At 44.8% G+C, this 13121-nt stretch carries 14 protein-coding genes; 9 read left to right on the top strand and 5 right to left on the bottom strand.

The genetic code is table 11. The annotated features are described in order from the left end of the window. Positions 1-22 precede the first annotated feature (22 nt). Complete coding sequence (locus R8N47_RS21490) at positions 23-619, bottom strand: tRNA-uridine aminocarboxypropyltransferase (RefSeq protein WP_033907272.1); 597 nt, start codon at positions 617-619, stop codon at positions 23-25. After that, on the bottom strand, positions 619-2169 hold the full coding sequence (locus tag R8N47_RS21485; RefSeq protein WP_104979845.1) for a COG3650 family protein: 1551 nt from the start codon (positions 2167-2169) through the stop codon (positions 619-621). The genes R8N47_RS21490 and R8N47_RS21485 overlap by 1 nt, the downstream gene beginning before the upstream one ends. Before the next feature lie 47 nt (positions 2170-2216). Between R8N47_RS21485 and R8N47_RS21480 the strand changes: the two genes are divergently transcribed. After that, the gene (locus tag R8N47_RS21480) at positions 2217-2687 is read left to right on the top strand and encodes an EVE domain-containing protein (protein WP_005378735.1); all 471 of its coding nucleotides are present in this window, start codon (positions 2217-2219) and stop codon (positions 2685-2687) included. A 50-nt stretch (positions 2688-2737) separates the two neighbouring features. Here R8N47_RS21480 and R8N47_RS21475 read toward each other — a convergent pair whose 3' ends face one another. Together R8N47_RS21475 and R8N47_RS21470 are read right to left on the bottom strand one after the other, a co-directional pair. After that, positions 2738-3562 (bottom strand): Cof-type HAD-IIB family hydrolase, encoded by an 825-nt coding sequence (locus R8N47_RS21475; RefSeq protein WP_017636084.1) that lies wholly within the window; start codon positions 3560-3562, stop codon positions 2738-2740. A 244-nt stretch (positions 3563-3806) separates the two neighbouring features. Beyond that, positions 3807-4817: an alpha/beta fold hydrolase gene (locus R8N47_RS21470; protein WP_005378733.1), complete on the bottom strand. Its 1011-nt coding sequence runs from the start codon at positions 4815-4817 to the stop codon at positions 3807-3809. Positions 4818-4882: 65 nt separating this feature from the next. Between R8N47_RS21470 and rhtB the strand changes: the two genes are divergently transcribed. The 7 genes from rhtB to R8N47_RS21435 all read left to right on the top strand — a co-directional run bounded on the left by rhtB (position 4883) and on the right by R8N47_RS21435 (position 11559). Then, positions 4883-5500 (top strand): homoserine/homoserine lactone efflux protein, encoded by a 618-nt coding sequence (rhtB, locus tag R8N47_RS21465; protein ID WP_005378732.1) that lies wholly within the window; start codon positions 4883-4885, stop codon positions 5498-5500. 24 nt (positions 5501-5524) lie between these two features. After that, positions 5525-6748, top strand: coding sequence for an EAL and HDOD domain-containing protein (locus R8N47_RS21460; protein WP_318070400.1), 1224 nt, complete (start codon positions 5525-5527; stop codon positions 6746-6748). A 154-nt stretch (positions 6749-6902) separates the two neighbouring features. After that, positions 6903-7238 (top strand): metalloregulator ArsR/SmtB family transcription factor, encoded by a 336-nt coding sequence (locus R8N47_RS21455; protein WP_005378730.1) that lies wholly within the window; start codon positions 6903-6905, stop codon positions 7236-7238. Positions 7239-7280: 42 nt separating this feature from the next. Beyond that, the gene (locus R8N47_RS21450; RefSeq protein ID WP_005383630.1) at positions 7281-8282 is read left to right on the top strand and encodes an ArsJ-associated glyceraldehyde-3-phosphate dehydrogenase; all 1002 of its coding nucleotides are present in this window, start codon (positions 7281-7283) and stop codon (positions 8280-8282) included. A 13-nt stretch (positions 8283-8295) separates the two neighbouring features. After that, positions 8296-8790 carry a cyclin-dependent kinase inhibitor 3 family protein gene (locus tag R8N47_RS21445; RefSeq protein ID WP_137282443.1) on the top strand — a complete coding sequence of 165 codons (495 nt, stop codon included), beginning with the start codon at positions 8296-8298 and terminating at the stop codon, positions 8788-8790. Between the two features lie 254 nt (positions 8791-9044). After that, the gene (gene arsJ / locus R8N47_RS21440; RefSeq protein ID WP_137282442.1) at positions 9045-10262 is read left to right on the top strand and encodes an organoarsenical effux MFS transporter ArsJ; all 1218 of its coding nucleotides are present in this window, start codon (positions 9045-9047) and stop codon (positions 10260-10262) included. Positions 10263-10545: 283 nt separating this feature from the next. Further along, positions 10546-11559, top strand: coding sequence for an acyltransferase (locus tag R8N47_RS21435; RefSeq protein WP_017821298.1), 1014 nt, complete (start codon positions 10546-10548; stop codon positions 11557-11559). On the opposite strand, the gene R8N47_RS21430 is transcribed toward R8N47_RS21435, so the two are convergent. Then, positions 11556-11885 carry a DUF2500 domain-containing protein gene (locus R8N47_RS21430; protein WP_005378719.1) on the bottom strand — a complete coding sequence of 110 codons (330 nt, stop codon included), beginning with the start codon at positions 11883-11885 and terminating at the stop codon, positions 11556-11558. The genes R8N47_RS21435 and R8N47_RS21430 overlap by 4 nt on opposite strands. Before the next feature lie 328 nt (positions 11886-12213). Between R8N47_RS21430 and R8N47_RS21425 the strand changes: the two genes are divergently transcribed. After that, positions 12214-12582, top strand: coding sequence for a hypothetical protein (locus R8N47_RS21425; RefSeq protein ID WP_005378717.1), 369 nt, complete (start codon positions 12214-12216; stop codon positions 12580-12582). Positions 12583-13121 lie beyond the last annotated feature (539 nt).

The raw sequence follows: 13121 nt of genomic DNA, 5'->3' as shown, positions 1-13121 counted from the left end.
GTTCTTCTACTGAGCTTAATGGTTAACGCTTAAGAGCGTGTCCACTCTTTTCAGCTTGGAACAGAGCGAGGTAATGGGCAAAAAAGCGCTGCATTTGTTGTTGGTTGTTTTGTTCTCCAAGTTGCCCGAGCAAATGTGCAGCGACTTCAAACGTACACAAATTACCTTGTTGTTGGTTGCGTCGCAGCTGATATTGTGAGTCCGCCGACGCAGACAATCCCATAGTAGGGATACCTTCTAACCAACGGCTCTTATTGATCATCTTGCGCGCCTCTTGCCAGGTGGCATCTAAAATAATAAACAGCGGAGTTTTGGTTTGTTGCTGGCTTTGGAGTACCACATGTTCGAGTGTGATACTTTCTTCACAGGGGAAGAGCAACACCGGATACCGCGACGGATCAGCTAATAGAGTGAGCAATTCTGCTGGTGGCTGTTTGCGATCCCAGATTACTCGCTCAATGTTGAGTTGGCACTGCTCTAGTAGCTGGCCGGTATTAGTATCACGCTTCAGTTCATTCGGATGCATTAACAGCAGGATGTTGTGCTCACTGTTAAGTTTCGGCATTAGCGAGCACATACAATTGAATTGAAAACCGCAGGTTGGACACGGTTGTGACATTACAGACGAACTCCTTCGCGCACCGGGCTTATCCCATCAGAGAACAGACGCACACCACTGACTTGGTTCGGCGTTGCCGTTGGCGCCATGCTTGGGTTGAGTGGGTAGCTAACCCCAGTGTATTGCATCACGTGTTGAGCCGCTTTAGCTCCGCCACCGCTGACATTAAAAATCAGATCTCGCCAACCATGAGAGGTTTGTTGGCCGAGCATAATCGGGCTTTGCACTAGTGTAATGCGGCTATTAAATCGCCATTCCTTTTCGTGATGTTCAAATATCAGCAATGTACAGCCACCGGAACCACACCAATCCAACTGTACCAATAGCTCTTCGTTACCATCGCTGTTGAGGTCGTAAGTTAGCCAACGGTATTGGTTATTGTTGGGGGTGGTTTGATGGATAAAGAAGTAGTTGCGCACCGCGGCATCTACTTTTGAATCAAACTCTGCACTAGAAGGGACGTCAGCACTACCGATGGGGTTGTTGGTGCGTTTTTCGGCTGGTTGCATGATGCCTTCATCACGAACGGTGGCAGGATAAAGGACTAAACCACCATCGGCGATTGGGTATACTAAGTTACCGACTTTTTCTTTGGTCGCTTTGAGCTGATTGCCTTCTCGAGTAAACAGTCGCTCTGACATCAGTCTTTGCTGTTGATGATGCGTCATGACAACTTGAACCTGAGACGGACTTAACTGTTGCCAGTAACCACGCTCGATTAATGGTGCTTGTCCATTGGCGTAACGGTATTTTGTTGTGGCGCTGTGGTCTGGGTTTAAGGTCATTTGTACTTCAAAACCTTGTGATTGAGTTGAGGTCGCGACATAGGTATTAGCCCAGCCAAGCGTTGCATCGACGTTTGCAGCCATACCACAACCTTGATACGTCTCGCCATCATGTTTTAGTGTTGCTTTCCAGCCATACAAAGAATCGCTCATTGTGTCTGAGCAGAGGTTTTCTGTTAAGCGAAGCTCACCACCTTGCAGTTGATAAGTGCGCTGGCGAGGTTGAAGCTGACTGCTGTTAATCGCTAATTTTGTGGTTTGTTTGCCGATTTGCTGGAATGTTAGTCCATTAGCCTCAAAGCTTGCCGACCAAGAAGGCTCATTACCAAACACGCGAGTTGGTTTGTTTGGTTGCTGACAACGGTTTGGATTTTCCGTTGTGAGGAAGTTCACTTGTTCCACGACAAAGTTAGCATCGAAATCAGCAGAAAACCCATCGATGCCCGGTGGGTTGAGGTGGCCGATAACCTCGCCATACATAGTCTGGTAAGGCTCGTTATTTAACTGAATTGCTCGTTGCATTTGCTGTGGTGATAGTTGCAACCAATATTGCTTGTCGCTGCCACAAGGCATGATGTATTGGCTCTCGTGACCGACGATCACTTTTCCGCGCAGCATAAAAGTTTGAGGTTGAATGGTTTCAGGCTTATCTAAGGTTGCTGGTGGAGAGGTTAGGTCAGCAGCACCAGATTGTGGCGGCTGTGAACTACATGCTTGCAGAACCAGCAGGGTGGCAAGCGCCACTGGGTTTTTCAAAGCCTTCATGTTATATCTTCCTCATTATTGTTACTCAATCGGCATCGGATGGCATTATGGCATATTGGTTATTTAAAACTGAACCAGATACCTTTTCTATTGACACGCTTCGAACCCAAAAGGTTTCATGTTGGGAGGGAGTTCGTAATTATCAGGCGCGCAATATGATGCGTGACCAAGTGAAGGTGGGCGATTTAGTCCTGATTTACCACTCTTCTTGTAAACATGTTGGCGTGGCAGGTATTGCTAAAGTTGTGAGAGAAGCCTATCCCGATCATTTCCAATTCGATCCCGAAAGCGATTATTACGATCCAAAGTCAGACCCAGACAACCCGCGTTGGATTATGGTGGATGTCGAGTTTGTACGTAAAACGGCGCGAGTGATTCCGTTGTCGGTGATGAAAGCGATGCCAGAACTTGAGAACATGCCGTTGGTGAAACGTGGAAATCGCTTGTCGATTATGCCCGTGACAGAAGAAGAATGGGACGCGATTCTTGGCAAAGAGAAGCTGCCAAGTCAGCGATAAAAGAAAAGGGCTGCGAATGTGCAGCCCTTCATTATTTGGAGTATTGAAGCTTACAGCAAGTGTTCTTGTAGGTAGTGTGCAACCGCATCTTCTGCATTGCTGCCAATTACTTCATTATTTGGTAGAGCTTTCATCACTTTTTCGTGTGATGTACCCATAACTAGCCCTTTACCTGCCATCGACAGCATTTCTACGTCATTCATGCCATCACCAAATGCTACGCAGTTTTCTAACGTGAGGTCGAGTTTTTTCGCTACCGCTTCAAGAGCATGACCTTTAGACACGCCAGCGCTCATTACTTCCAAACACCAAGGCGTTGAAAATGCGATGTTCAGCTTATCACCAAACTGCTCACGTAGTTTGTTTTCAAATACGACCAAACGTTCGTGGTCTTCTCCTGGATGAGTAAAGAAAACTTTCGCAATACCGTCAGTTGGGGCGTGGTCTTCATCAAATAAGACGTAAGTGAATTCATCGTGGAAGTCACGTAACGTTTCATCATCCTTGTTCATCAACCAGCTATCATTTTGATACATGTGAATAAGTATTTCTTGATCATGTTTGATCGTGTCGATCACGCCTTGTACCAGTTCCGCAGGGACATTCTCGCTGTACATTAGCTGATCTTCCTGGTCATGCACTCGGGCACCATTCGACGTGATCATATAAGCTGGAATGCCAACTTGGCGACGGATGCTCGCAACGTCTACGTGGTGACGGCCGGTTGCAAAGACAAAGGTATAACCCTTTTCATGCAGCGCTTTTAGCGTCTCTTTTGAGTAAGCACTGAGCTGATGGTTAGGTGCGAGTAACGTGCCATCCAGATCAGAGGCAACGATTTTGGTGATCTCTTTGCAAGGTAGCGATGTGCTCATGAAGTCCTCGTAAACGGTTTGGATAGTGTGGAACAGGTGAATTGCAAACGGAGTACAGCAGACTGACTAGATCGTACTGCTCCGAATGCGGGGGAACTTGGGCCCGTAGCACTATGCGGTTAAACACTGTGTCAAAGTAGCCAAGTTCAAGCAGTGTACGCCAAAATGAGGATGAAAAAGAGGGTAAATCGATGTGTAGACATTTCCTCTTTAATCTTAGTCGTGAAATGGTCGCCTAGAGTTCTTATTGTGCTTGTTCGTTTGATGGCGATTTAGGGTCATTCATAAAGCGGAAAATCGCATCGAGCGCTTGATTACGATACTTGTCGGTCTCGAACAAGATTTCATGCTGTGCGCCTTCGATAGAAAGCAGCTCCGCGTGCGGGTTGGTTTTCCGCAATTTATCAATAAAACGCTTTTGCGCGAGGTTGCTAACAATCCGATCGTTTCCGGCTTGGATTAGGATTACTGGTATTTTGACTTGGCGAGTTAATAAAAAGCACTGCTTAGCGGCCATGAGCCCTTGCCAAACCCAGCGAGTGCTTGGCCCACCGACTTGCAGTTCCGGTTTTTCCGTATATAGGTTTCGGAACCATTGGTAGCGGCCGTAACTTTGGCTAAGTGGGTTATCTTCAAAGGGCTTAGGGAAGTAGGCCTGATGTCCTGGTGCATAGCGTGGCAAAGTCGATACCGCTGACATAATTTGTGTGACCGGAATCGCTATTGGTGAGAGGTACCATGGCAGGTTAATGCCAAACATGGGCGCACTTAGAATCAAACCAGTAAAAGGGTGTTCTGGGTGAGTTTGCAGGTAACGTGTGGCGATCGCGCCGCCCATAGAGTGCGCGATGATGAAGCATTGTTGATATTCGCTAAGGTCGTGTTTTTTTACGACGATGTCCATATCATCAATATAATCAGTAAAGTCATAGACGTGACCCATATCTGAGTCAGATAATAAACGATCTGATAAACCTTGTCCGCGGTGGTCAAAGGAATAGACATCGAAACCTTGGCGGTAGAGATCGTAAAACAGCTCTTGGTATTTCCAGGAAGACTCAATGCGTCCATTTACGATGAGCACGGCTTTTTTATGCTCTGGGTTGGTTAGCTTGCACCAGTAAATGTTCTTTTTCTCAGTCCCTTTAACAAAGCCCTCTTGGCGAGTTTGCCAAAGTGCTGCGATCGGACCACCAATTGCTTGCTCAAATAATGTCTCTTGAGTATAAGTCAAAGGTGAATGGTTAGTCGCCATTAGTTGATTACCTGAAGATACGTTGTTTACGCGATGTATCATCGAAGAATTAGTGAGGAAATGCAATGGATACCCATGTCTGGTTAGCTTATGTAGTAACAGCAATCGTTTTTAGTTTGGCTCCGGGTTCTGGCACGGTGAACTCAATCAGTAATGGTTTGAGTTACGGTACCCGTAAATCACTGGGTGCCATTATTGGCTTACAAATTGGTTTAGTTATCCACATCGCGCTGGTGGGGGCGGGTATTGGTGCGCTTGTCGCGCAGTCAGCAACCGCATTTTCTGTCATTAAATGGGTTGGTGCCGCTTATCTGGTTTGGTTGGGGATTCAGAAATGGCGCGATACATCAAGCTTAGTCGCAGCTGAAAACCACAACGAGATGTCAGGCACGGCGCTGTTGTACAAGGCAGTGTTAATTAACCTCACCAACCCTAAATCGATTGTTTTTCTGGTGGCGTTGTTCCCGCAGTTTATTGACCCGGCAAAAGACCAAATCACGCAACTGTTGGTGCTTGGCGTCACTACGGTCGTGATTGATGCGTGTGTAATGTTGGGTTACACGAGCTTGGCAGCACAAATGGGACGCTTTATTCGCTCCGATAAAATCATGGGAAAAATAAACAAAGTATTCGGTTCAATGTTCATGGGTTGTGGTGCATTATTAGCAGCTGCAAAGTCATAAGCCATTTATAGGTCCTTCTTTAGCATGAATACAACGTATGTCGCTCGCCAGCCGATCTTTAACCGAAAAAGACAGACGCTGGGTTATGAATTGTTGTTTCGAGACGGGGAGAGTAACGCATACCCTTCACATATTGATTCAAATCGAGCGACATACCGACTGATCGTCGAAAACTTCCTATCACTGGGTACTAACCCAGTGATTGCCTCTTCTAGATGCTTTATTAACTTTCCTCATCAAAGCTTGGTGCGACGTTTGCCGCGCAGTTTGCCGAAAAACAAAATTGTCATCGAAGTGTTGGAAACGTGCCAACCTACGGATGAGCTTCTTGATGCGATTCGTGAGTTTTATCGAGAAGGTTACTTGATCGCTTTGGATGACTTCACCCTAACACCAGAATGGCGCCGTTTTTTGCCATATGTGCATATTGTGAAGCTCGACATTATGGCGATGGGACTCGAAAAGGCCTGTGAACTGGTCAAAACACACCTTGCCAAACGCGTCAAATACCACTTTTTAGCAGAACGTGTTGAAACCGCAGAAGAGTTTGAGCAAGCGAAAGCGGCTGGCTTTAAATTTTTCCAAGGTTATTTTTTTAGCAAGCCACTCGTCTCGCAGACTAAATACGTCAGTCCTGAGCAAGTGTTGGCATTGCAACTGTTTCGTGAAGTTTGTGCTCCTGAGCCTGACTTTACTCGTATCGAGTCCATCATTACGCAAGATGTCGCGCTGTCGTATAAATTATTGCGTTTTGTAAATACGCAAGCGCCGAATTTGGCTGTCGAAATCAGCTCTTTTCGTCAGGCATTGATTTATCTTGGCCAGGATAACCTTAAGCAGTTTGTCTCTTTGGTTGTGGCATCGTATATCTCCAGTAACAAGCCTCGAGAGCTGTATCACCTTTCATTGCAACGAGCTCAATTTTGCCAATTGATGTCGCGCTATCAGCCATTCTCTCACCTCAACGAACAAGGTTTCATGGTTGGTTTGCTGTCGATTCTAGATGCGTTGCTGGATCTTTCGGTGGAATCTTTAGTTAGGCAGTTACCGCTTAGTCATTCAGTACAACAAGCGCTATTACATCACAAAGGGGTTTATGGTGCACTTATTTCCCTCGAAGAGTGCTACGAGCGTGCCGATTGGTCGGGGGTTGAAAAAATCACGATGCAATTGGGGTTGCCTTTAGAGGAAGTGAAGCTCTCCTTAGGTGAAGCGGTTCGCTGGAGTCAAAGCATCGCGACTGCATAATCTCTGGTCTTATCTTTTATCTCTTTGAATCTCTCTCTGTACAATCAAGCTGTTCGTTAGATGTGAAACTTTTATGACGATGGACGGTTTCCTCTTGACGATATACCTTAATTAAATAAACATATACGCATATCCATATATAGGTATGTTCATTATGCTTCCACATCAGTTTTTTAAGCTGTTATCCGATGAAACACGCGTACGTTGTTTAATGCTCGTGGCCCGTGAAGGTGAAACTTGCGTTGGTGATTTGGCGTTTGCTCTACAAGAGAGCCAGCCGAAAGTTTCTCGTCATCTTGCTCAGTTACGATCCAGTGGCATCTTGGTGGATAAACGCCAAGGGCAATGGGTGTATTACGAGTTATCACAGCAATTACCAGGTTGGATGCGAAAGTTAATTGAAGACTTAGTGGCATCAAACTGTTTGAAGCAGGAATACCAAGACGACATCACACGCTTACACGATAAAAGTCGTGAGGCTTGCTGTTAACAGCGAATAGAGATTCAAGGTAGAAGGTTAGAGGGTAAAACTATGACAATTAAAGTAGGAATTAATGGCTTTGGCCGAATTGGTCGCTTAGCGCTGCGAGCGGCATTTGATTGGCCAGAATTGGAGTTTGTGTTAATCAACGATGTCGCAGGTGACGCAGCTACGCTTGGTCACTTATTAGAATTCGATTCAGTGCAAGGTCGTTGGCATCATGGAGTTCAGGTCGAAGGCAGTGAGCTCGTCATCAACGGCAAGCGTGTCGCCACGACTCAACAACGCGATATCGATGCGGTGAACTGGTCTGATTGTGATGTTGTGATTGAAGCGACAGGCGTACATCGCAAAACATCATTCCTAAATAAATACCTAGAGCAAGGCGTGAAACGTGTCGTGGTAAGCGCACCTGTGAAAGAAGAAGGTATCGCGAACATTGTGGTGGGCGTGAACGACCATATTTTCGACCCTGAAAAACATCGTATCGTGACAGCAGCTTCGTGTACGACTAACTGTATCGCACCTGTGGTTAAAGTCATTCATGAGAAATTGGGTATCGAACAATCTTCTTTTACGACCATTCACGACCTGACGAATACGCAAACTATTTTAGATGCGCCACACAAAGATCTACGCCGTGCAAGAGCATGCGGCATGAGCCTTATCCCGACTACGACGGGTAGCGCGAAGGCGATTGTCGAAATTTTCCCAGAATTAAAAGACAAAATTAATGGTCATGCGGTTCGCGTACCTCTAGCAAACGCATCGTTAACAGACATCATTTTTGATGTGAAGCGTGATACCACAGCAGAAGAAGTGAATGCACTGTTAAAAGAAGCATCTGAAGGTGATTTGAAAGGCATCCTTGGCTTCGAAGAGCGTCCTTTAGTTTCTATCGATTATAAAGGCGACCAACGTTCAACCATCGTTGATGCGCAATCAACCATGGTTGTGGGTTCTCGTATGGTTAAGATTTACGCTTGGTACGATAACGAAATGGGTTATGCAACGCGCACAGCAGAGCTGGTTCGTAACGTTGGTTTGGCTTAAAAAGGGGGTCACAATGTCTCATCCTACATGGCAATTAGATTTGGACTCCGGTGCTTTAATCTTAACACCGTGCCCAGGAACGAAAGGTGTCGATTTGCATGCGTCGTTAGAACAGTTGAAAGAGCAGGGTGTTCAAGCGGTCGTTACTGCATTAGATGATAGTGAATTAGCTGCGAAGAATGTCTCTGCATTGGGTGAAGCCACTCAGCAACTGGGTATGAAATGGTTCCAGATCGAGATTGAAGACGACTGCGCACCAAATGAAGAATTTGCGACGAAGTGGCAACAAGCCAGTCCGGAACTGCACGCGATTCTTGCTCAAGGTGGCAAAGTTGCGATGCATTGCATGGGTGGTTCGGGGCGCACAGGTTTGTTCGCTGCTCACCTACTCCTAGAAAAGGAATGGCAGTTAAAAGATATCGTGCGAGAAGTGCAGGCATTGCGCCCTGGTGCATTTACAAAACCTGTGCAAGTTGAGTACATCGAACGTGTGGCTCAAGACGCTTGATCAGCTTAAATAGCTTTTGGTTCATCATGATCCAAAAGCTAAATTCGAGCTTCTTCAGGATACGACTGTTTACAAAAAATGCCATTAATATTAACTAATGCATTGTTTTTAAGGTGTATTTTGCTTTTTATTGATGTTGGGGCATTTTTGGAAAATCACAGCAACATTATATTGGTCAATGTTGCTGTACAGGTTAGGAAGTATTTAGAACATGATGATCTAAATGCTTCTATCGCTGTACATATGAGGTCAATATGATTTCTCAATTAAGCAAAAGTATTCGTCAGTACATGTTAGTGACGTTTAACTATTGGAACTTTACGGTGACCGATGGCGCACTGCGTATGCTGGTGGTGCTCTATTTTCATGACTTAGGTTATTCCACGTTAGCTATTGCCTCACTGTTTCTTTTCTATGAATTTTTTGGTGTGGTGACAAACCTGGTTGGTGGTTGGTTGGGCGCAAGGTTAGGCCTAAATAAAACCATGAACATTGGTTTAGCGATGCAAGTGTTTGCGTTGCTGATGCTCGCAGTACCAAATGCATGGCTGACCATTCCTTGGGTGATGGCAGCGCAAGCTCTGTCGGGGATTGCCAAAGATCTGAACAAAATGAGTGCTAAGAGCGCGATTAAAACGCTAGTACCAGACGAACAGCAAGGTGCGCTCTACAAATGGGTAGCGATTTTGACTGGCTCGAAGAATGCACTCAAAGGAGCGGGCTTTTTTGTTGGTGGCTTGCTGCTGTCTTGGGTGGGTTTTCAAAACTCGATGTTTATTATGGCGGGTGTACTTACATTAGTGTTTGTTTGCAGCATGATCTGGCTAGAAGCGGACATGGGTAAAGCAAAGAGTAAACCTAAGTTTCGCCAAATATTCTCCAAGTCTGAATCGATAAACATTTTATCCGCAGCACGCATGTTCTTGTTTGGGGCGCGTGATGTGTGGTTTGTCGTTGCTTTGCCTATTTATCTTGGTAGCGTGTTTGGCTGGGATCACTTGTGGGTTGGTAGCTTTCTCGCTACGTGGGTCATTGCTTATGGGTTTGTGCAAGGCTTTGCGCCGCGTATTACTGGAAAAGCGCAAGGTCGCGTGCCTGATGGTAGTGCAGCATTAGTATGGGCAGGAATTCTTGCGTTAATTACGGCTGGTATTGCTTATGGTGTGCAAATCGGTTGGCAGCCTGAATTGGTGATTGTGGTAGGTTTGATGATTTTTGGCGCTGTGTTTGCCATTAACTCTTCGCTGCACTCGTACTTGATAGTGAGCTACGCTAAAGGCGATGGCGTCTCGTTGGATGTCGGTTTTTACTACATGGCCAATGCGATGGGACGTTTGATTGGCACGGTATTATCGGGTTGGATCTACCAAGAGGCTGGTCTTGCAGCGTGCTTATGGGTTTCTTTTGCTTTCTTGGCACTGACGACGCTGATTTCAATTAAGTTGCCAAAAGCTAATGTTGCTACTGCGTAACTACCCCCAGTATCGCTATCTGTAGATGGTATAAATGGCTCCAAATCGGAGCCATTTTTGTTTCTTATGCGCCGTTTGCTGTAATCAGATTGTTTCGGTTTGGCATCGAGAGTGAATACTGATGCTTGGTTTTTGGTTCTCGTTAAGTGATTAGAGTGGTGATGAAATCCCCGTTGTAGGTCATTGTTGAGTTAAAAATAAGCAAAAACAGATTGTTAACTATTTCACTGGTTGAGATTTACCCTATGCTATAAACGATAAGCGACTCAAAGTAGGGAAAGGTATGAGAGAAAGGGTTCTGTTTTTTGATTTATTGCGCTGCTTCGCAGCGGTAGCAGTGATCGCCATTCACGTCTTGGCACCGTATCGAAATGAGTTAGGAGTGATTCCATTTGACCAATGGCTGACAGCGGTAGGCGTGAATAGCGTAACCCGCTGGGCAGTGCCAGTTTTTATTTTGATCACTGGAGCGCTAATGCTCAGTGACACTCGACCATTTGACGGTAAGTATTATATCAAAAGGCGTTTGGGCAAAGTTTTAGTTCCATTTCTTATTTGGTCGATGTTTTATGCATACCTTTCAGGCTGGACTTCTCAAGGCTTTGATTTTGAAACCGTAAAAGAGGTATTAAGCAATAGCCCATTCCACGCAACGTATTACCATCTCGGCTTTTTCTATTACTTTATACCACTGTATTTTGTGATTCCGCTGTTTCAATGGATGGTACGCAACGTGGATGACAACGTCTTGTATACCTATCTCGCATTTTGGCTTTTCACCAGCACTCTGTTCTTGTTCAAGATTGATGGCCCTTGGAGTAATCAGATGTGGCTTTATATGGGTTACCTTCCACTGGGGTATGTTTTATTTCAAAAGGTACCTTTGAATCGCTCTATGGTGACCTTATTTGTTGGGCTAGGACTCGTGGCGTTGGCAGTGACCTTTACGATGGTTGTGACAAATAGCTTAGAGGCGGAGAAGTATACGGTTGGGCGCTGGCTCTCTTATAAAACACTGAATGTGATTCTAGCGGCTTCGATGATTTTTATGATCGGGCGTTACTTTGGTGAAGGCTTATCACCAAAAGTACAAAAAGCGGTCAGTGTGATCAGTCAGCACAGCTTGGGGATTTACTTACTTCACCCTATTTTCTTATGGCCGATGAAAGAGTTCGGTTGGTACACAGGACATCCTGCTTGGGTGATTCCAGTCTGGATCGTTCTAAGTGGATCTGGAGCCTTGGCGATGAGCTATCTCTTTTCTCGTTCTGCCAAGACTCGTTGGTTGCTGCCTTAACGTTTGATAGCGAAGTGAAGGAACTTGTTGCCGCGATAGGTCAGTGTTCCCTTATCTCCAGGGTTGAGTGCATGGTAGTAATGCACTCCAATTTGGAATTCACGCTTTGGACCGATAGAACCACGTTGAACGTAAATCCAATACTCTTGATCGTCTTGACCTGGTGGTGCGTTTGGTATGTCTATCGCTTGTTTATCTAAAACCGTTACCTGCGCGCTTTGCTCTGGAGCGTCTTCGCCCACATAGTGCTTACTATAAAAACGGAAAAACACCCACGCGCCCAAGGCAATAAGGGCGAATAGGGCGAAAATAAGTGAGATTGGCATATTAACCTCCAATGTTTTATCGGGTCCCATTCTACAGAACTCGCTGACGAAACGATGAGTTGAGGTAACTTATTCATAATCTAATGAAAGGGACATGAATTTTATTCGGCGCACTTCACGGTTTATCTCAATGGGGACGCGATGAAATTGTTGCTTCATCTGTAAGCTACGTCACTAAAGCTGAACTAAGCAGCTTTCACTTGTCTGGCTATATGAGCTCAAGGGCACAAATTGAAAGTAAAATTGCACTTAACGGCTCGAAAAAGCTCTAAATTTATAGAAGAATAAAAATAATGAACATAGGAAGGGTCTGGTAAGGAGGGTTACGATGTCAGATATTGAAAAAGTAGTCATGCGTACCCGAACGATCGAAAAACTTTTGCGTACTCAGTACCATGCAGAAGGAAAAGGGTTGCACCAACTTATTAATAGTTGTGAAGAACGTTTACCGCATGACGTGATAGCAAAGCTTCGATTCATCGCAACCGTGCGTAACAAAGTGGTGCACGAAGACGATTACAAGCTGGATGATCGTAAAGGCTTTATGGCGGCATGTGATGCTTGTGAAAAAGAGCTGACACCAAGAAGCTCTCGCTTTATTTGGCGTACAGCAATTTTGCTAATGACGTTGATTACGCTGGCCGCTCTTGGTTTCTACTATATGCACTGGGATATTTTGTCTAAGCACATTCAGTAGAGCTATACAGATAAATAAAAAAGGACGCATTTGCGTCCTTTTTTATTTTAAATCATTGGTTTAGTACATCATTGGCAGTGTCATTAAACCCACAACCACTGCAATCATAACCAGCCCTTGTTTTTGAGAAGATGAAATCACAACACTACCCCTTAATCTTTGATGAACTCGATGAATTTAATATAGCACTGTTTTTGGGGTTTGATCAACATATGCTCGTTAATCTTTTCAAAAACCACACTTAACTTGTCTGGTTTTACATGATTCTGACTAATGAAACTATGTTTTTTGTGCTGTATTTAAAGTGTTCACATTGTTTTATTTCTATCCTTTTTTGTTTTAAGTGTATGATTTTATAATGTTAAATGGTTTGTGATGTTGGCTTTGTAATTGTTTTTTGTTTCGAATGGTATGTTGGGTGTTTATTTTGTCTGTATTTCTCAAAAATTGAGAAAATTAAAAAATGTGCTATGAGGTTGCATCGTCAAATCGAAAGCATGGAGTGAGATTTTCTTACCTTATGAGAAAATATGGGCTTC

It is taken from the genome of Vibrio sp. 2132-1 (genome assembly GCF_033344315.1).
This window is presented reverse-complemented; position numbering and strand designations above follow the sequence as displayed.

Excerpts from the sequence above, each read along its gene's own strand:
- R8N47_RS21425 (WP_005378717.1), top strand. The coding sequence starts at position 12,214 with ATGTCAGATATTGAAAAAGTAGTCATGCGTACCCGAACGATCGAAAAA.
- R8N47_RS21460 (WP_318070400.1), top strand. The coding sequence starts at position 5,525 with ATGAATACAACGTATGTCGCTCGCCAGCCGATCTTTAACCGAAAAAGA.
- R8N47_RS21480 (WP_005378735.1), top strand. The coding sequence starts at position 2,217 with ATGGCATATTGGTTATTTAAAACTGAACCAGATACCTTTTCTATTGAC.
- R8N47_RS21475 (WP_017636084.1), bottom strand. The coding sequence starts at position 3,562 with ATGAGCACATCGCTACCTTGCAAAGAGATCACCAAAATCGTTGCCTCT.
- R8N47_RS21445 (WP_137282443.1), top strand. The coding sequence starts at position 8,296 with ATGTCTCATCCTACATGGCAATTAGATTTGGACTCCGGTGCTTTAATC.
- R8N47_RS21470 (WP_005378733.1), bottom strand. The coding sequence starts at position 4,817 with ATGGCGACTAACCATTCACCTTTGACTTATACTCAAGAGACATTATTT.
- R8N47_RS21485 (WP_104979845.1), bottom strand. The coding sequence starts at position 2,169 with ATGAAGGCTTTGAAAAACCCAGTGGCGCTTGCCACCCTGCTGGTTCTG.
- R8N47_RS21490 (WP_033907272.1), bottom strand. The coding sequence starts at position 619 with ATGTCACAACCGTGTCCAACCTGCGGTTTTCAATTCAATTGTATGTGC.
- rhtB (WP_005378732.1), top strand. The coding sequence starts at position 4,883 with ATGGATACCCATGTCTGGTTAGCTTATGTAGTAACAGCAATCGTTTTT.
- R8N47_RS21430 (WP_005378719.1), bottom strand. The coding sequence starts at position 11,885 with ATGCCAATCTCACTTATTTTCGCCCTATTCGCCCTTATTGCCTTGGGC.
- R8N47_RS21455 (WP_005378730.1), top strand. The coding sequence starts at position 6,903 with ATGCTTCCACATCAGTTTTTTAAGCTGTTATCCGATGAAACACGCGTA.
- R8N47_RS21450 (WP_005383630.1), top strand. The coding sequence starts at position 7,281 with ATGACAATTAAAGTAGGAATTAATGGCTTTGGCCGAATTGGTCGCTTA.
- arsJ (WP_137282442.1), top strand. The coding sequence starts at position 9,045 with ATGATTTCTCAATTAAGCAAAAGTATTCGTCAGTACATGTTAGTGACG.
- R8N47_RS21435 (WP_017821298.1), top strand. The coding sequence starts at position 10,546 with ATGAGAGAAAGGGTTCTGTTTTTTGATTTATTGCGCTGCTTCGCAGCG.